The sequence below is a fragment of the Actinoplanes sp. NPDC019969 genome (assembly GCF_055562375.1).
The window spans coordinates 651368-668982 of record NZ_JBVHFK010000001.1 but is presented as its reverse complement, the minus strand read 5'-3'; the positions used below and the strand labels follow the sequence as shown (position 1 = coordinate 668982).

Below are 17615 nucleotides of genomic sequence, written 5' to 3'. Positions count from 1 at the left end.
GAACAGACCATTGCCAGGACGGCGACGGCGGGGCCCGGATGGCCATCGGACTGCCCACGCTCGGAAGGTGCCGTGAAAACGAAGAACCTAGGCAAGTTCGCCGTACCCATCGGGGTCGTCGGCATCATCATCATGATGGTCGTACCCTTGCCGACCTTCCTGCTGGACCTGTTCATCGCCGTGAACATCACGGCCGCCCTCCTGGTCCTGCTCATCTCGATGTTCGTGCAGAGACCGCTCGACTTCGCCGTTTTCCCCGCGCTGTTGCTGGTCATGACCCTGTTCCGGCTCGCTCTCAACATCAGCGCGACACGCCTGGTGCTGCGCGACGGCGACGCCGGCAAGGTGATCCACGCGTTCGGCAGCTTCGTCGTCGGTGGCAACCTGGTGATCGGTCTGGTGATCTTCTCGATCCTGGTGATCGTCCAGATGATCGTGGTCACCAAGGGAGCCGAGCGGGTCGCCGAGGTCGGCGCCCGGTTCACCCTCGACGCGATGCCCGGCAAGCAGATGGCGATCGACGCCGACCTGAACGCCGGCCTGATCGACGACGCGCAGGCGAAGGTGCGCCGCGCCGAGGTGGCCGCCGAGGCCGACTTCTACGGCGCCATGGACGGTGGCTCCAAGTTCGTCAAGGGCGACGCCATCGCGGCCATCATCATCACGATCATCAACCTGGTCGGTGGCTTCGCCATCGGGATCATGCAGGCCGGCATGGCCCCGGCCGACGCGATGAACCACTACAGCATGCTGAGCATCGGCGACGGCCTGGTCTCGCAGATCCCGGCGCTGCTGCTGTCGGTCGCCACCGGTCTGATCGTGACCCGGTCCGCCACCTCCGGTGACATGGGCCAGACCGTCACCACGCAGCTCGGCCAGAACAAGCTCGCGCTGCGCATCGGCGGGGGTGCGGCGATCGCCCTGTGCATCATCCCGGGCCTACCGAAACTGCCGTTCCTGCTGGTCGGGGGGATCGTCCTGCTGATCGCGCAACGGGTCAAGGATCCGGTGCCCGAGGACGAGGTCCAGGCGGCGAAGGCCGCGGCCGAGGCGCCCGATCTGCCCTCGCCGGACTCCCCGGAGTCGCTGCTCGGCGAGATGCGGATCGACCCCCTCGAACTGGCGCTCGCCCCGGACCTGGTCGACCTCGTCGACCCGGGCAGCGGGGACCTGCTCGACCGGGTACGCGCCCTGCGCCGCAAGATGGCCATGGAACTCGGCGTGATCATGCCGCCGGTCCGGACCCGCGACGACCTGGACCTGCCGCTGTCCTCGTACGCGATCCGGATCTCCGGGGTCGACGCCGGCTCCGGCCAGGCGCCGCCGGGCACCGTCCTGGCCATCGGCGAGGGACTGCACGCGCTCCCCGGCCGCGCCGGGGTCGAACCGGTCTTCGGGCTGGCCGGCAAGTGGGTTCCCGCCGAGATGCACTACCAGGCCGAGATCTCCGGCGCGACGGTGGTGGACCGCGCGTCGGTGATCATCACGCACCTGGCCGAGATCGTCCGGACCAACGCCAGCCGCCTGCTCGGCCGCGAGGACGTCCGGGCGCTCAGCGAGATGGTCAAGCGCACCCACCCGGTCGTGGTGGAGGAACTGACCCCCGCGCTGCTCAGCCTGGGCCAGATCCAGAAGGTGCTGCAGGCGCTGCTCGACGAGGGCGTGCCGATCCGCGACCTGGTCCGGATCTTCGAGTCGCTCTCGCTGCGGGCCAAGATGTCGGTCGATCACGACGGCCTGGTCGAGGCGGCGCGCAGCGCGCTGGGGCCGGCCATCGCCGCCCAGCACACGACAGCGGGCCGGCTCACCGTGATCACGCTCGATCCGATGCTCGAGCAGAGCCTTCTCGAATCGTTGCGGCCCAGCGACACCGGCGCCTTCATGGCGATCGACGGCATGCGTGCCGAGGCGATCGTCAGCGAGGCCAGCCGGATCTCCGAGGCCGCCGAGCAGCAGGGCATGAATCCCGTCCTGGCCTGCTCACCACAGCTGCGGCTGCCGTTGATGCGACTGCTGCGAGCCGGCTCGCGCCGGGTCCAGGTGCTGTCGTACAGCGAAATCTCTGGTTCCACCGCACAGATCGAGACGATAGGGGTGGTGAACGGTGCCTACGCGGGTGCTGCTTGAGGGACCGGCCATCGAGCCGTTGCTGGCTCAGGTGCGTGACGAATACGGGTCGGGTGTCCGGATCGTCTCCGCAGACAAAGTACGAAGCGGTGGCATCGGGGGCTTCTTCGCGAAGCAGCACTACGAGCTCTCCGTCGAGGTACCGGATTCAACCGAGGACAGTGATGACATGGCGCAACAGACCGTTGCCGGCAACGGCACACAGAACTTCGAGCGCCTGCTGGAGCAGGCCGAATCGAAGGACCGGGTGACCACCGAACGTGGGCCCACCACGGCCGATCTACGGGCCCGTCAGGAGGGCCGCACGGCCGGCCTCGGTGACACCGGGGCCGCGTTCGCCGAGCTGATGGCCGGCCTGGACGTCGCCGGCCACCTGGGTGAGGGCCGTGCCCCGGCCCGGGCCCGGCCGGCCGAGGCCAAGGCCGACAGCCGGGAGGACACACCGACGGTGCGGCCCTTCCGCCCGGCCGCGGCCACCGGCTCGGCGGTCAACGCGGGCCAGCGGCCGCTGCCCGCCGCCCTGCCGACGATGCCGAGCTTCCCGGAACGGCCCGCCGCCCGGGAACGCGAGGTCCCCGAGACCATGACGCCGATCCGCGCCGCCACGTCCGCGCCGCGTGCGGTCTCACCCGTTGCTCCGGTACGGCCGTCCGAACCGGCCCTGGCGCCTCCGCGAGCCGCGTTCGCCCCGGCTCCGATCCGCTCCGCGGCCGAGGTCTACGGGCTCGACGAGTCGGTCCCGGTCTCCCCGGCCCCGACGCCGGCCCCCAAGTCGTCGGCCCCGCCGCCGCCCACCGACGACCTCGACCCGGTGCAGCGCAACCTGATCGCGGTCGGCATGCCGGAGGCGATGGCCCGCAAGATCACGGGCGGGGACACGTACGCCGGGGTGCTCAGCGTGCTCGCCGCCCGCCCGGCCGCCCCCGGCATCCCGGACGGCCCCGGCGAGATCCTGGTCCTGGCCGGTGAGGTGCACACCGCCGTCTCGATCGGCAAGCACATCCTGGAACAGCTGCACGTGGACCAGACCCACCTGCTGCTCGCCGCGCCCTCCACGGCCGGCACCGGGCTGCACTCCTCCCGGCTGATCTCCAGCCGCAGCGCGGCCGAGTCGCGGGCGGAGAAGCTGCAGAGCTCCGAGCACCCCTGGGTGGTGGTGGTCGACGCGCCGGTCGGCGGCACCGACCCGTTCTGGGTCAACGACATGTGCGACGCGCTCGGCGCCACCGCGCTCTGGGCCGTCGTCGACGCCACCCGCAAGACCGCCGACACCGCCCGCCACCTGCGCAACCTCGGTGACGTGGAGGCACTCGTGGTGCACAGCGTGGAGCTCACCGCGGACCCGGCCTCGGTGCTGGGGCTGGACGTGCCGATCTTCTCGCTGGACGGCAAGCCGGCCACCCCGCACGCCTGGGCGGCGATGCTGTGCGCCCGGATCGCCGCCGAGGTGATGCCGCTGGCGGTCATGCCTCGCCGGGTGACCCGCTCCGGCCGCCGCTGACCCCGTCAGCCGATGATCAAGCCGTCGGTTCTGCTGTTCGCGCTGCTGATCAGTGCTCCGGCCTGGTACCGCCTGATGCTCGACGAGGTGGAGCTGATCCAGGTGCTGATCCGGTTCCTGGTGGCCGTGCCGATCGCCGCGGTGCTGCTGGCCGGGCTCCGTTTCATCCTCGCCGGCTACAAGAAGGCCGAGGAGGAACCGGCGCACGTGGTGCGGCCCGAGCCGTACGACAGCGATCCGGAGCCAGGAAAGTCGTCCTGAACCGTCATCTCGCCCGGTGGGGAAGCCGACCGAGATGCAGTTCCAGCGTGTTGATTTCGGGCGCTATACGCGCCAGAAATCCACACGCCATCGGGCGCCGACCGCTGAACACAGCGGCCGGCGCCCGATGCGTTTGTCAGGCCTCGATGTCCACCCGCCCGGTGCCCGGGTCGACCCGCCGGGTGGTGACCGGGGCGGGTTCGGCGCCGACGTCCGGTCCACCGGCCGGGCCGTTGCCGGTCCGGCGGTTCAGCGTCTCGGCGAACTGCTGCCGGGCCTGCTGCTGCGGATTGCCCTGCCGCAGGTCGAGGGTGCAGTTGGTGAACCCGGCATCCTCCAGGTCCCGCTGCAGGTCGGCCAGGGAGGACCGGAGCGCCTCGGTGCCCGCCTCGGTGCCGCCGGACAGCTGCACGGTGATGTCGCCGTTGCGGATCTCCGCCACCACCTGGACCGGGCCCAGGTCGACCGGGTGCAGGTTCACGGTCAGCCGGTGTACGCCGTCGGCGTCCAGCCGCAACGGAATGATCCGCATCGCGACCTGCGCGGCCGCCGGCGACGGGGTGCTCGGGGCGGGCGGCGGTGGGGCCGCGGTCTCGGCGACCGGCGCGGCCGGCGCCGCGGCCTGCGGTCCGGTCACCCCGGCCAGCCCGGCGGCGGGCGGGGTGGCCGCGGCGGTGGCCTCACCGGGGACGGCGCCCTGGGGAAGACCGGTGGAGAACCCGGTCGCCGTGGTCCCGGCCGAGCCGGAGCCGGACTGGCCGGAGCCACCCTGACCGGTCTGGCCGCCGGTGTCCGCCGAACCCTGGCCGGTTCCGGTGTCCCCGGCGGCCGTGGGCTCGGCGGCGGTGCCGGCCGGGCTCGTCGTGGCCGGTTCCGCCGCCGTCGTGGTGGCGGCGGTGTCGGCGGTGCGCAGGCTCTCCGGGCGAAGCGTGGCGGCGGCCTCCGGCGTCACCGTCGTGGCCGGTGCGGCGGCCGCGGCGTCGGGTGTACCCGGTGCGGCGGCGTTCGCGCCGGCCGGCTGACCCGGTGCGGCGGGACTGCCCGGGGTGGTGCCGGGCGTGCCCGGCGCGATGGCCGGAGCCGTCGTGGCCGTGGCGGCATCGGCGGTGGCAGCCGGCTGCGCCGTCGCGGCGCCCGCCGGGGCTGCCGACGTGGTTCCGGCCGGGTCCGCCGGGACGGTGGCGGTCGCAGCGGCGCCGGTGGCGCCCGGTGTGCTGTTCTCGGCCGGCGTCGCCGTGCCGGTCGCCGCCGGGGTCACGGTCGCGCCGGCCTGGGGTGCGGCGACGGTGACCGGGGACGGGGCGGCCGCCTCGCCGCCGCTGTCCGGCGTGGCCTCGGCGGGCACCTGCACCGCCATGCCGGCGATCGTGCCGGCCATCGCCGTGACCGTGCCGATCTCGCCTCCGGTCGCCTGCTTCTGTTCCGCCTCGGCCGTCTCCTCGCCGGCCGGTTGCGCGGCGTCGTCGACCGCCGTGGCCTCGATTGCCGCATCCGTCACCGGACGGGACTCGGCATCGCCCTGCACCGGCCCGGCCTTCGCGGCCGTACGGTCACCCGAGGTCGCAGGCGTGCGGTCATCCGAAGCCGCGGGCGTGCGATCACCCGAAGCCGCGGAGGCGCGGTCACCCGTCGTCCGGCCGGCGGTGGCCTCGGCGGGCCGCCGGGTGTCCGCGCCTGCCGGCGGCACGGGCTGCTTCGCGGTGCGCCCGGCGGTGAAGCGCCGCTCGGCGGCCGCCCTCTCGGTTGCCGCCCGCTGTGTCGTCTCCCGCCCGTCCGCCGCCCGGTCAGCGTGCCGCTCCGCGGTAGCACGGTCAGCGTGCCGGTCCGTGGTGGCGCGCTTCGCCGTGGCCCGCTCGGCCGCGTCCCTTTCCACGGCGGCCCGCGGCGAGGTGTCCGGTGAAGTGGTGGCCCGCGCCGAGCCGGTCTGCGCAGCGGCGGGCCGTGACAAGGGGGCCTGCGGGGCGGTGGCCCGCGACAGAGCCGCCCGGGAGAACGCCGCCCGCCCACTGGCCGCCCGCGCCACCGCGTTCCGTTCGGCGGCGACCCGTTCCGCGGTCGCGCGGGCGATCGCGGCCTGGTCGGTGGTGTGCGCGGCCGCCGACTTCGCCGCCGCTGTCCGGGCCGCCGCCGCCCGTGCGGCCCGCTGGGGGTCCGTGTCGCCGCCGGTTCGTTCCGGTCTTTCCCGCTCGTCCTCGCCGGGAGGCCGGCCCAGTTCGGCAGAGAGTGCCGAACCGAAGTCCGCCCCGCCCTCCTCACGCCGCCCGCCCGGCCGCCGGGACGCCTCGGCACCCGGCTTGCGGTCGGGACCGTTCACTGAACTCGGCATGGTCATGCGGTCTCCCTGATCTCTGCTCCGTAGGACCTCAGCCGCCGAGGGCGGCCAGGGCCTTCTGCACCTTCGGGACGTATGCCTGGGTCTCCGCTGACGGCGGGATGCCTCCGTGCCGGTGCACCGCGCCGCCGCCGGCGTTGTATGCGGCCAGCGCCAGCGGCACCGACTTGAACTCGCGCAGGTGAGAGGCGAGCAGCTTGGCCGCGCCGTTGACCGCCTGGGCCGGGTCGAACGCGTCGTCGACGCCGAGGCCGCGGGCGGTCGCCGGCATGAGCTGCATCAGGCCCTGGGCGCCGACCTTGCTGACGGCCCGCGGGTTGTAGCTGGACTCGACCTTGGCGACGGCGGCGAGCAGTTTCGGTGAGACGCCGTGCCGGGCGCCGGCCTGTTCGAACAGTTCGGCGTACGGCACCCCGCTCAGCCCGCCGCCGGCGACGGCCCGCAAACCGGCCGGGCGCAGCGACGACATGTCCTGCACGGCGGCGGCGGGCACGGTGTCGAGGACGCGGCGGATGGCACTGGGCGTCTCGTACACGCTCTGGATCTTGACGTGGTCGCCCGGTTTCGGCGCGGCGATCATCTTGTTGTCGCCCAGATAGATCGCGACGTGGTCGACCGGCGAGTTGAAGGCGAGGACGTCGCCCGGCTTGGCATCGGCCAGGCTGGCGACCGGACGGCCGGCCTTGGCCTGCTGCCAGGAGTTGCGGGGGAGATCGACGCCGAGGTCGGCGTAGGCCCGCTTGATGAACCCGGAGCAGTCCAGGCCTTTTTTCGGGTCGGTGCCGCCGAAGACGTACGGCGTACCCAGATATTTCTTGGCCGCCGCGACCACGTCGTCCCCACTGGGCCCGGATCCCGCCACCGGCCCGCCCGGCGTGCCGGTGGCGCTGGACAGCGCCGAGGCGAACCGTGCGCCGGACGTGCCGCCGGTAGCCGCCGTAGCCGGGCCGGTCGTGTTGATCCCGAGCTGATTCTGCAGTTCGGAGATGCGCGACAGGACCCCGGAGACGCCCAGCATGGTCATTGTTCGCCCCGGTCGTCGACGGTTCCGGCGGAGCTGCGCGCCTTGGCGCTGACCGCGAGCTCGTCCAGGTTGGCCTGGTCGGTGCGCAGGTCGTGGGCCTTGACGGTGGCGGCGTGCCGTTCGGCCATCAGCTCGACGGCGCGTCTGCGCTTGGAGGCGTCGGCGAGCGCGGCCATCCGCTGCCGCTCGACGTCCTCGGCGTCGGTCACCATCCGCTGTGCGTCGAACAGGCCGGCGGCCAGCGACTGCCGGGCGACCAGGGCGGCGACCATGGCGCGGGCCGAACCCTCGGACGGCGCGTCCGCCCCGACCAGGTCCAGCTTGCGGCGTTTCACCATGGCTTCGGCTTCACGGATGTCGGCCCGGGACTGGATCACGGCGCCACGGGCGGCGTCCTCCTGTGCCTTGCGGGCGCGCAGCACGGATCCCAGTCGGAACAAGCGATTCAACGTCGGCCTCCTCACGGGGACGGTTAGCCCTCACCTCACCGCTTCGGCCCTTCCGATGATCCACTGAGCGCCTGCACCCGCTTCGCTACTGAGCTGCCCGGTGGCGATTTCTCAACCCTTTTCTCGTACGCCGCAAACTGCTCTCAACCGCAACCAGGCCGTCCCATCCGCTCCGCGCGAGGTTTGCCGGGGTCCGGGCCGTAACGCGGCCGCCGGGCCGAATGCGGTGGTCCCGGTTACCCCCTCGGCTGGCTCTGAGGGCTGTCTCAACCGCCCTGAGACAGCCCTCAGAACCAGCCGGAAAGATCAGGTCGTCGCGATCAGGGCGCGTAACGCGGCCCAGGCGGAGTCGGCCGTGGTGCGGTCGTCGAGATCCTGGCGGAGGAACGCGCTGATCTGGGGCCAGGCGGCGTTGGCGCGGTCGGCGTCCGGGTTGGTGCCGGCGACGTAGGCGCCGATCTCGACGAGTTCCCGGACCTCGCGGTGCGCGGCCATCAGCCGGCGCAGTTCGGTGGCGTCGGCCCGCTGCTCCCGGGTGGTGATCTTGTTGGCGACGCGGGAGATCGAGTCGAGGGCCTGGATCGCCGGGAAGTGGCCGGCGGTGGCGAGTTTGCGGTCCAGCACGATGTGGCCGTCGAGGATCGACCGGGCCGCGTCGGCGATCGGCTCGTTGTGGTCGTCACCCTCGACCAGCACCGTGTAGAGGCCGGTGATGCTGCCGCGGGCGCCCGGCCCGGCGCGTTCCAGCAGCGAGGCGAGCATCGCGAAGACCGACGGGGGATAGCCGCGGGTGGCCGGCGGCTCGCCGACCGACAGGCCGACCTCCCGCTGCGCCATCGCCGCACGGGTCACGCTGTCCATCATCAGCAGCACGTCGGCACCCTCGTCCCGGTAGTACTCGGCGATCCGGGTGGCGACCGCGCCGGCCCGCAGCCGGACCAGCGGTGGCGTGTCCGACGTGGCGATCACCAGCACCGAGCGGGCCAGGCCTTCCGGGCCCAGGTCGTGCTCGATGAACTCGCGCACCTCACGGCCGCGTTCGCCGACCAGCGCGACCACGTTCAGTTCGGCCGCGGTGCCCCGGGTGATCTGGCTCATCAGGGTCGACTTGCCGACGCCGGAGCCGGCGAAGATGCCGATGCGCTGGCCCTTGCCGCACGGGACGAGCGTGTCGAGGACGCGTACCCCGAGGGACATCTGGGCCCCGACCAGCTGGCGTTCCATGGCCGAGGGCGGCGCCGCGTCGATCGGCACCAGGTGCCCGCGCAACGGCGGGCCGCCGTCCATCGGGCGGCCCAGGCCGTCCAGGATGCGGCCGCGCAGGTCCGGCCCGACCGCGATCCGCAACGGCCCGCCGGTGCTCACCGCCGGGGTGCCGGCGCCGATCCCGGTGATCGGGCCGAGCGGCATGCAGGAGAGCTTGTCCCCGTCCAGCGCGGCGACCTCGGCCAGGATCGGGTCGGTGGCGCTGCCGAGGCGCAGCAGGTCGCCGACGTTCGCCTCCAGCCCGCTCACCGTCACGCGCAGCCCGACCGCCCCGGTGACCCGTCCGCTGACCAGCGGGCGGGCGGCTTCCATCGCACTGTGCAGCCGGTGCTGAAAGACATCGGTCATCAGAAGTAGGCCCTTACAACCGCAGTGCCTCCCGGGCACGGTCGACCGCGGCGGCGATGGTCGCGTCGACGGTGGCGGTGCCCGTCTCGGCGACCGCGTCACCGGGCTGGAGCCCGGGGTCGGGGCGCAGCGTGATCCGCCGGCCCTCGAAGTCGAAATCCTCCCCGGATCCCTCGCCCACGAGGCTCCGGAAGTCGTCCGGGTGCAGGTTGACCGTCATGTCGCCGTGTTCCGGGGCGGCGGTCACGGCCCGGCGCAGCGCGTCGGCGCCGCGTTCCGGATCGTCGCGCAGGCGCCGGCCGATGATCGCCTCGGCGAGGTCCCAGGCGCTGGCCAGCACGACCTCCTGCAGCTCGGTGAAGGTCGGCATGAGCTGGTTCTCGAGATCGGTGACGGCCCGGCCCAGGGCGTTCACGGCCCGGTTCAGGGCGGCGGCGCGGCGTTGCTCGAACGCCTCCTCGGCAGCGTGCGCGCGGGCCGTGGCAGACTCCGCGGCCACCGTGGCCTCACGCTTGCCCTGCGCCCATCCCTCGGCGTACCCGGTGGTCCTGGCCTGCTGTTTGGCTTGCTCGACGGCCTCGTTGTCGACCGGGACGTCGTTGCGCAGGTCGATCCCGAAGCGGGCGGCGGCCAGGTTCTCCGCCGCGACCCCCCGGAGCACCCGGTCAGGCGATGAGCTCATCCGCCTCACCGCCACGCTGGATCTCGATCTGGCCGGAGTCCTCCAGCGTGCGGATGACACCGACGATCTTGGCCTGGGCCTCCTCGACCATCTTGACCTTGACCGGGCCGAGCAGGTCCATCTCCTCGAGCAGGTTCTCCCGGCCGCGTTCGGACAGGTTCTTGGTGACCTTGTCCCGTACGCCCTCGGGCACGCCCTTGAGAGCGCAGGCCAGGTCGGCCGGCTCCACCTGGCGCAGGATGAGCTGCACCGCGCGGTCCTCGAGGTTGATGATGTCCTCGAACATGAACATCCGGCGCCGGATCTCCTCGGCCAGCTCGGGGCTGCGGGCTTCCAGGGCTTCCAGGATGAGCCGTTCGGTGGTGCGGTCGGCGCGGTTGATGATGTCGACGAGTGGCTGCAGACCGCCGACCGTGGAGAGTTCGTCCGGCTGCAGCACGCTGGACAGCTTGCGCTGCAGGGCGCTCTCCACCTGGCGGATGATGTCCGGCGAGGTGCGATCCATGATCGCGATGCGGTGCGCGACCTCGGTCTGCACCTCCAGCGGCAGGCCGGCCAGGATCGACGAGGCCAGCCCGGAGGGGATGTGCGCGAGCACCAGCGCGATGGTCTGCGGATGCTCGTACTGGACGTACGAGAGCAACTGCCGGGGGTCGGCGTTGCTGAGGAAGTTGAAGGGGATGTCGTTCATCGACGCTTCGAGGCGTTCCAGGATGAGCGCCGCCCGGTCCTTGCCGAGCGACGCCTCCAACAGCTCCCGTGCGTAGTCCATGCCACCCGACCCGGCGTATCGGGTGGTGGCCATGGCGTAGAACTCGTCCATCACGTCGTCGACCTGGAGCGGGTCGAGCTTGCCCAAACGGGCCACCTCGGCGGACACCATCTCGACCTCTTTGTCGGTCATGTTCGCCATGACCTGGGCCGCGTGTTCCTTGCCGAACTGGACCAGCATGATCGCGGCCTTGCGGACCCCGGTCATGTTGAGCGTGGTGAGCGCCGGTGTAGTCAACTGAAACTCCTGTGGTTCAGCGAGGGTTCGTGTCGGCGGAGATCCAGCTGCGGATCAGGGACGCGGTCTCGTCCGGCTTCTCCCGGACCAGCTCCTCGATCTCACGATGCCGCTCCTCGCGTGCCTCGTCCGTCTTTCCGGCGAGTTCCGGCAGCTCCAGTGCGTGCGCGACGGTGACGTCCAGCTCCGCCGCCCGCTGCGCCTCCAGCGCCGCCTGCATCTCCTCGAGGTGACGCCGTTCCTCGTCGGTGAGCTGCTGCTGGCGCTTCTTGGCCCGCCGGTTGGCCCGCCAGGCCAGGAAGATCAGTGCCAGGACCACGAACAGCAGGGCCCCGGTCTGGATCAGCTTGGTCTGCTTGGCCGCCTTCTCGGCCGCGGCCGCGGCGGCGAGCTCGTCCTTGACCGCCTGCGCCTGGGTGTTGTCGAACGGCATCGAGGCCACCGCGATGGTGTCGCCGCGGGTGGGGTCGATACCGGCCGCCGCGCTGAGCAGTTGCTGCACCTCGTTCGGGTCGACCGATCCGGCCACCGTGCTGTCCAGCAGAACCGACACGTTGAGCCGTTCGATGCTGCCCGGGGCGTTCCGGCGCACCTCCTCGACCTCGTTGAAGCGGCGGGTACGGGTCTCGTCCTTCTGCGTGTACTGCCCGGAGTTGCCGCCGTTGGGCACCTGGATGTTGTCCGGCCCGAGCACCCCACCGGAGGTGTTGCCGGTGCCGTTGTACTGCTCGCTCTTGATGTTCTCCTGCTCGGCGGGCATCGAGGGGTCGGTGCTGTACTTCTTGGTCCGGGTCTCGGCCTGGTCGAAGTCGAGGACCGGGGTGGTGGTGACCACCGAGTGGCCGGGCCCGACCAGGTTGTCGAGCATCCGCTGCAGGGAGCTGTTCAGCCGGTTCTGGAACGCCACGGTCTGCTGCTCGCCGGCGTTGTCCGCGCCGGTGGCGCCGATGATGTTGCCGCCACCCGCGGAGAGCATCCGCCCGTCCGAGCCGGCCACCGTGACCTGGGTGGGGTCGAGCCCTTCGACGCTCGACGCGACCAGGTGCACGATCGACTGCACCTGCTGCTGGTCGAGCTGTTCGTTGCCCTTCGAGGCGACCAGCACCGACGCGGTCGGCTTCTTCTGATCGTCGGAGAAGACGTCCTCCTTGGGCATCACGAGGTGCACGGTCGCGGCCTCGACACCCTCGATCGACTTGATCGTCTTGGACAGCTCGCCCTCGAGGGCCCGCTGGTAGTTGGCGTGCTGCATGAAGTCGCTGGTGGTGATGCCCTGTTGGTCCAGCAGCGAGTAGCCGGTGCCCTCGTCGTTGGGCAGGCCCTCGCCGGACAGCTGGAGGCGGAGCTGATTGACCTGGTCGCGCGGCACCAGGATGGTCTGGCCGTCGTTGGCCAGCTCGTACTGGGTGCCGGCCTTCTGCAGCGACTCGACGATCGCGCTGGCGTCCTTGGTCGACAGGTTGTTGAAGAGGATCTGGTACGACGGTTTCGCGGCCCAGGCGGCGAAGAAGTAACCGCCGACGGCGAGGGCGAGAATCGCGAAAACAGTGACAGCCTTCTGTCCCGGTGTGAAGGACTTGAAGGTGTCCGTGACGCGGCGAACCGGAGCGGGAAGGCGGTCGGTCATTTTATGCCTGCATCCTCATGATCTCCTGGAACGCCTCGACGGCCTTGTTCCGGACGGCCATGGTGAGCTGCAGTCCCAGACCGGCCTCCGTGGCGGCCATGGTGTACTGCGCCGGGTCCTTCAGGCGGCCGTCGGCCACCTGCACGGCGAGGTCACTCGCCTTGGTCTGCGCGGCCTGCAGGTTCTCGATGCTCTTGGAGAGCATCCCGGCGAAGTCGGTGTTCGGTCCCTGCGTGGCCGCGGTCTCCGAGGCGCCGAGCATGCTGCCGAGGCCGTTGAGGCCACCGATACCGCGGCCGCTGATGCCTTCGATGCCGGAGAAACCGCCGAGCGGACTGATCGGTGAGGTCATGGTGATCACTTCCCGAGGTTGATCGCGGCGTTGTACGACTCACGTGCCCGGTCGACGACCGAGAGGTTGGCCTGGTAGGAGCGCTGGGCCATCATGAGCTGGGCCATCTGGTTGCCCATGTCGATGTCCGGACGACGGACGTAACCCTCGGCGTCGGCGAGCGGGTTGTCCGGCTCGTAGGCCAGGACTCCCTCAGCGTTGCCGTACTGGATGCCGGCGACCTCGGCCCCGTTGCCGTCCTGGGCGGCGCGCGCCGCGACGTACCGGGCCTGAAAGGCGTTCTCGCTGGTCCGCGTGGTGGTGTTGATGTTCGCGAGGTTGTCGGCGACCGCGTCCAGCCACTTGCGGTAGACGGTGACGCCGCTACCCGCGATCCCGATGGCGTTGAAGGTGCTCATCGTCAGGCCCCCTTGATGGCTTCGCGCAGCGAGCTGTACTTGCCGTCCAGCGCCCGAATCGCGAGGTTGTAGCGCATCGTGGTGTCGATGTGCGACAACGTTTCCTGGTCGAGGTTGACGTTGTTGCCGTTGAGCCGGGTCGGCTCGAGCGACTCCTGCACGCTCGGGGTCACCCCGAGCGGAGACTGGCCCCGGGTGACGGCGCTCTGCAGCGCCTCCTCGAACTTGACCTTACGTGCCCGGTAACCGGGGGTCTCGATGTTGGCGATGTTGTTGGCGATGGCCTGCTGCCGTGCGGCGAGCCCGGCGATGGAGACGCGGAGAGAGGCGGATGCGCGGTCCTCGAACAAGGCAGACTCCCTAGTCGATTCCGTGGAGCCGATCCGTGGCTTTTCGGTGAGCGATCCGTGCTCGTACCCTGCACTTCGGCGTACTCCCGGTTCCGCTGAGTCCCAACCGGTTGCTGGGAGGTTGCACACAGAAAGGTCCCGGACCCCTGCGGGGGTCCGGGACCTGAGTCATATGGGATCTAGATTGCGAAATCCAGGTAAACCGGGCGCTTGACCGCCTCGCCGGTCTCGATCCGGGAGGTCATCGCCATCTGCTGACGGTTCGCGGTGAGCCGGCGGGCGATCTCCTCCGCCACGGCCAGCTGACGGGTGAGGATCTCGTCGGCCCGCGGCCTGAGCTCCAGCGGCAGGGCGCCCAGCTCGGTCGGCGGGCGCCACGGGTTCGCCGGCGGGGTCTCGGCGATGCGGCGCTCGTCGAGCAGCATCGTCTCGACCGCGAGGACGTCCATCTCCAGGTCGTCCAGCGCGGCGGTCCAGGCGGCCCGCCAGTTCAGGCCGTTCTCCGTCGCGGTGCTCATGTCGCGGCCGCGGCCTCGCGCCACGCGTCGCGCAGCGGCTCCAGCAACTTGCGGCAGCCCGCCACCCGGTCGGCGTCCTGCTTGATGTTGGCGCCGATCAGCTCGGTGAGGATGAAGCCGTACAGGTTGGCCAGGCCGGGCGCGCCGTCCCAGGCCTCCAGGTTCAGGGTGGCGCGAAGCTCCAGCACGATCTCCTGCGCGTGCGAGATCCGGTCGTTGGCCAGCGCCCGGTCGGCATGCCGGATCGCCTCCTCGCCGTGCATGAGATCGAGGATGAGGCGGTCGTACAGCATGACGAGAAGCTTGCCCGGCGAGGCGGTGTTGATCGAGTCCTGCAGGTAACGGTCGCGGAGGTTGGGTGCGCTCATGGGTCTCCCTCGGTTGATCTCAGTGGTCGGCCGGAGTGGGGCGGAAATCGTCAGCCGCCCATGGCTCCGCTGAGCCAACTCGACTGGTTCTGCAGCTTGCCGAGCGCCGTTTCCAGCGCGGCGTACTGCCGCTGCAGCGCCTGACGCCGGGACGCCAGCCGGATGTCCCAGTTGCTGACCTGATCGTTGAGCGTCTCGATCTCGGTCTTGCGGCCCTCGACCACGCTCTTGACCGTCTTCTGCTGCCTGTTGGCGAGGATCACCATGTTGTTGCCGAAGGTCATGCCGGCTTCCCGGGCCAGCGCCGGGTCCTTGGTGTAGGTCTCCTTGAAGGCGCTCTCCTTGAACTCCAGGAGGCCACCCTCGCCGATCTTGATGCCGAGCCGGCTGAGCGAGGGGCCGTCCGCGCCGAAGTCGAACGGCTCGGTCACCACCTTGTTATCCGCGTCCACCGACTTCTTGGTGTTCAGCCCGGTGCTGATCTCGCTGAGCAGCGCCTGGGACATCTGCCGGATGGTGAAGTCACCGGTCAACGGCGAGCCCTTGCGGGTCTCCGGGTCGTACGCGGTCTGCGTCTTGATCTCGGTGAGCGCCTCGTTCGTGGCGTCGACGAACGCCTTGAACTTGGCCGCGATGGCGTCCACATCCGTCGTCGCGTCGACGGTGACGCCGTCTTCTTCCTTGCTGACGGTGATGGTGGCGCCGGGCATCAGGCCGGTGAAGGTGTTGCTGTCGCTGGTCACCTCGAACGAGGCCGCTCCGGCGTCCGGGTTCATCTTGAGCACCGCGTTGGACGCCACGGTGGTGGCCGGGTCGGTGGTCAGGCCGGTGCCCGGGTCGGGGAGGCCGAGGCCCCCGAACCCGACCAGCTCGAACCCGTTCTCGGCGCCCGCCTTCATGCCGGTGAGCTGCAGCATGCCCTCGTTTTCGCCGGTCTTCACGACGTAGGCGCGGATGCCGATGTCGGCGCTGTTGATCGCCGCGGCCAGGTTGTCCGGCGTCGGCGTGGGCATCGGGTCGCCGGAGAGGGTGATGGTGTGGGTCGCGCTCGGGTCGGCGACGCCGGTCCCGTCGTTCTTGCCGATCCTGATGTCGAACGAGGGGGGCAGCACGTTGTCGGCGGTGGTGTCGACCCGCAGGACCGTGGACTGCGGGCGGGCCACCGACTTGACGTCGAACTTGATGTTGCCGGCCATGGCGCTGAGGCCCCCGGACGTGGCGGTCACCGACTCGGAGCTGGACTTGGTCTTCATCGTGCGCCAGGTCTCGAGCCGCCCGATCGCCTTCCCCGCCGACTCCGCGGCCGCCAGCTTGGTGTTGATCGCCTGATATGACGTGACGGTGGTCCGGGCGGTCTCGACCTTGGTCTTGAGCTTCGTCTGCGGCGCGGCCTCGACCTGCATCATCTGCTGGATCATCGAGGAGGTTTGCATGCCGCTGACGAGGCCGTCGACAGAGCTGCTCACGGGAAACCTACTTTCCTTCACCGAGGACGTTCACGGAGCGGGGGTAGCCGGCTGGGCGAGCCGGCTACCCCCATCTCTTCGGTCGTTGGCGCTACCGATTCAGTCGCTTTCGGTTGCTATCGGGTTGCTCAGCGGAGCAGCGACAGCACGCCCTGCGAGCCCTGGTTGGCCTGCGAGAGCATCGAGGTGCCGGCCTGGGTCAGGATCTGGTTGCGGGTGAAGCCGACCATCTCCTGAGCCATGTCGGTGTCCCGGATCCGCGACTCCGACGCCGACAGGTTCTCGACCGCCACGTTCAGGTTGTTGATCGTGTGCTCGAAGCGGTTCTGGTGCGCACCCAGCTTGGCCCGCGTGTCGGAGACCGACTGGATGGCGATGTCGAGCGCCTTCATCGCCTCCTCCGCACCCGACTTGCCGCCACCCGGGGTGGCGGCCTTGGTCAGGTCGAGGTTCGACAGGCCCAGGGTCTTGGAGTTGACGGCGCCGATGCCGACGCTCAGCGTCTCGCCCGCGTTGGCGCCGATCTGGAACGCGCCCGGCGTCGCGTTCTCGATCGGGTCGGCTCCCGCGGAGGCGTCGACCAGGGAGCCGATGGTGGCGCTGAAACCGGTCGTGCCGGAAACGCTGAAGGTGACGTTGCCGCTCGTCTTGTCGACCTCGGCGGAGACCTCCATCGTGACGTCGCCGTGGCCCTGGTCCTTCAGGGCGGTGGAGATGGCCTCGGTCATCTTCTTGGCCGCCGCCTGCGGGCTGAGAGCGACGTCGTCGCCGTTCTTGTCCTTCTCGGTCAGGGCGATGTCGCCGACGTCGATCTGGGTGTCGAGGGTCTTGCCCCCGATCGCGGTGATCGAGATGGCGCCGCTGGTGGTCGGCAGCGTGGCCTGCACCGCGGGGGTGCTGCCGGACGCCGGGGTGCCCGTCAGCGGGTCGCCGGACGTCTTCGCGGCCATGCCGAAGGAGCCGTCGAGCAGCTTCGACTTACCGAACGCCGTGGTCTCGCCGATCCGGTCGATCTCCTGGGAGAGCTGCTGGAACTCGGCGTTCGCGGCCTTCTTGGCGTCCGCGTCGAGCGAGGCGTTGCTGGACTGCACCGACAGGTCGCGCATGCGCTGGAGCATGCCGGTGACCTCGTTGAGCGCGCCTTCAGAGGTCTGCACCACGCTGATGGCGTCCTGGGCGTTACGGACGGCGACCTTCAGACCGCCGGTCTGCGCCCGCAGGCCCTCGGAGATCGAGAGGCCGGCCGCGTCGTCAGCCGCCCGGTTGATGCGGAAACCGCTGGAGAGCTTCTCGAGCGACTTCGACATCTGGTTGTCCGTGACGGACAGGTTCCGGTAGGCGTTCTGCGCGGCGATGTTCTGGTTGATGCGGAGACCCATTGGTGATTCCTCCCTGATGTGGGCTCGTGATCCGGCCCGTCCATGAGCCGTGGTGTTGCGCCCTTCCGTTCGGCGAGTCGCCGAGAGGCACTGAGGATTCTCCGAGATTTTTTCGGGCTTTTAGGGCGAACCAGATAAGTACCGATCGGGGGAAACCA

At 70.5% G+C, this 17615-nt stretch carries 17 protein-coding genes; 3 read left to right on the top strand and 14 right to left on the bottom strand.

Going from position 1 to position 17615, the window contains the following annotated elements:
- Nucleotides 1–72 precede the first annotated feature (72 nt).
- From ACZ3II_RS03185 to ACZ3II_RS03175, 3 genes are all read left to right on the top strand, one after another.
- The gene (locus ACZ3II_RS03185; RefSeq protein WP_465515967.1) at nt 73–2127 is read left to right on the top strand and encodes a flagellar biosynthesis protein FlhA; all 2055 of its coding nucleotides are present in this window, start codon (nt 73–75) and stop codon (nt 2125–2127) included.
- 169 nt (nt 2128–2296) lie between these two features.
- Nucleotides 2297–3628 carry a hypothetical protein gene (locus tag ACZ3II_RS03180; RefSeq protein ID WP_465515966.1) on the top strand — a complete coding sequence of 444 codons (1332 nt, stop codon included), beginning with the start codon at nt 2297–2299 and terminating at the stop codon, nt 3626–3628.
- Between the two features lie 12 nt (nt 3629–3640).
- A complete protein-coding gene (locus ACZ3II_RS03175; protein ID WP_465515965.1) occupies nt 3641–3889 on the top strand; it encodes a hypothetical protein in 249 nt (82 codons plus the stop codon).
- Nucleotides 3890–4025: 136 nt separating this feature from the next.
- Here the strand turns inward: ACZ3II_RS03175 and ACZ3II_RS03170 are convergent, their stop codons facing one another.
- The 14 genes from ACZ3II_RS03170 to ACZ3II_RS03105 form a co-directional block, all read right to left on the bottom strand.
- The gene (locus tag ACZ3II_RS03170; RefSeq protein WP_465515964.1) at nt 4026–6221 is read right to left on the bottom strand and encodes a flagellar hook-length control protein FliK; all 2196 of its coding nucleotides are present in this window, start codon (nt 6219–6221) and stop codon (nt 4026–4028) included.
- A 31-nt stretch (nt 6222–6252) separates the two neighbouring features.
- A complete protein-coding gene (locus ACZ3II_RS03165) occupies nt 6253–7245 on the bottom strand; it encodes a transglycosylase SLT domain-containing protein (protein ID WP_465515963.1) in 993 nt (330 codons plus the stop codon).
- A complete protein-coding gene (locus ACZ3II_RS03160; protein WP_465515962.1) occupies nt 7242–7685 on the bottom strand; it encodes a flagellar export protein FliJ in 444 nt (147 codons plus the stop codon). Before ACZ3II_RS03160 ends, ACZ3II_RS03165 begins: the two co-directional genes overlap by 4 nt.
- 315 nt (nt 7686–8000) lie before the next feature.
- Nucleotides 8001–9308, bottom strand: a complete 1308-nt coding sequence (locus tag ACZ3II_RS03155) for a FliI/YscN family ATPase (RefSeq protein ID WP_465515961.1) — start codon at nt 9306–9308, stop codon at nt 8001–8003.
- 13 nt (nt 9309–9321) lie between these two features.
- On the bottom strand, nt 9322–9990 hold the full coding sequence (locus ACZ3II_RS03150) for a FliH/SctL family protein (RefSeq protein WP_465515960.1): 669 nt from the start codon (nt 9988–9990) through the stop codon (nt 9322–9324).
- The gene (gene fliG / locus ACZ3II_RS03145) at nt 9974–10999 is read right to left on the bottom strand and encodes a flagellar motor switch protein FliG (protein ID WP_465515959.1); all 1026 of its coding nucleotides are present in this window, start codon (nt 10997–10999) and stop codon (nt 9974–9976) included. Before fliG ends, ACZ3II_RS03150 begins: the two co-directional genes overlap by 17 nt.
- 16 nt (nt 11000–11015) lie before the next feature.
- The gene (gene fliF / locus ACZ3II_RS03140; RefSeq protein WP_465515958.1) at nt 11016–12626 is read right to left on the bottom strand and encodes a flagellar basal-body MS-ring/collar protein FliF; all 1611 of its coding nucleotides are present in this window, start codon (nt 12624–12626) and stop codon (nt 11016–11018) included.
- Nucleotide 12627: 1 nt separating this feature from the next.
- Entirely contained in the window at nt 12628–12978 is a 351-nt protein-coding gene (gene fliE / locus ACZ3II_RS03135) for a flagellar hook-basal body complex protein FliE (RefSeq protein WP_465515957.1), read from the bottom strand.
- 5 nt (nt 12979–12983) lie between these two features.
- A complete protein-coding gene (locus ACZ3II_RS03130) occupies nt 12984–13376 on the bottom strand; it encodes a flagellar basal body rod protein FlgC (RefSeq protein WP_465515956.1) in 393 nt (130 codons plus the stop codon).
- A 2-nt stretch (nt 13377–13378) separates the two neighbouring features.
- Nucleotides 13379–13726, bottom strand: a complete 348-nt coding sequence (gene flgB / locus ACZ3II_RS03125; RefSeq protein ID WP_465515955.1) for a flagellar basal body rod protein FlgB — start codon at nt 13724–13726, stop codon at nt 13379–13381.
- A 179-nt stretch (nt 13727–13905) separates the two neighbouring features.
- On the bottom strand, nt 13906–14244 hold the full coding sequence (locus ACZ3II_RS03120) for a hypothetical protein (protein WP_465515954.1): 339 nt from the start codon (nt 14242–14244) through the stop codon (nt 13906–13908).
- Nucleotides 14241–14612, bottom strand: coding sequence for a flagellar export chaperone FliS (gene fliS / locus ACZ3II_RS03115; protein ID WP_465515953.1), 372 nt, complete (start codon nt 14610–14612; stop codon nt 14241–14243). Before fliS ends, ACZ3II_RS03120 begins: the two co-directional genes overlap by 4 nt.
- A gap of 50 nt (nt 14613–14662) precedes the next feature.
- Nucleotides 14663–16078, bottom strand: coding sequence for a flagellar filament capping protein FliD (gene fliD, locus ACZ3II_RS03110; RefSeq protein ID WP_465515952.1), 1416 nt, complete (start codon nt 16076–16078; stop codon nt 14663–14665).
- A gap of 128 nt (nt 16079–16206) precedes the next feature.
- Complete coding sequence (locus tag ACZ3II_RS03105; protein WP_465515951.1) at nt 16207–17457, bottom strand: flagellin N-terminal helical domain-containing protein; 1251 nt, start codon at nt 17455–17457, stop codon at nt 16207–16209.
- Nucleotides 17458–17615 lie beyond the last annotated feature (158 nt).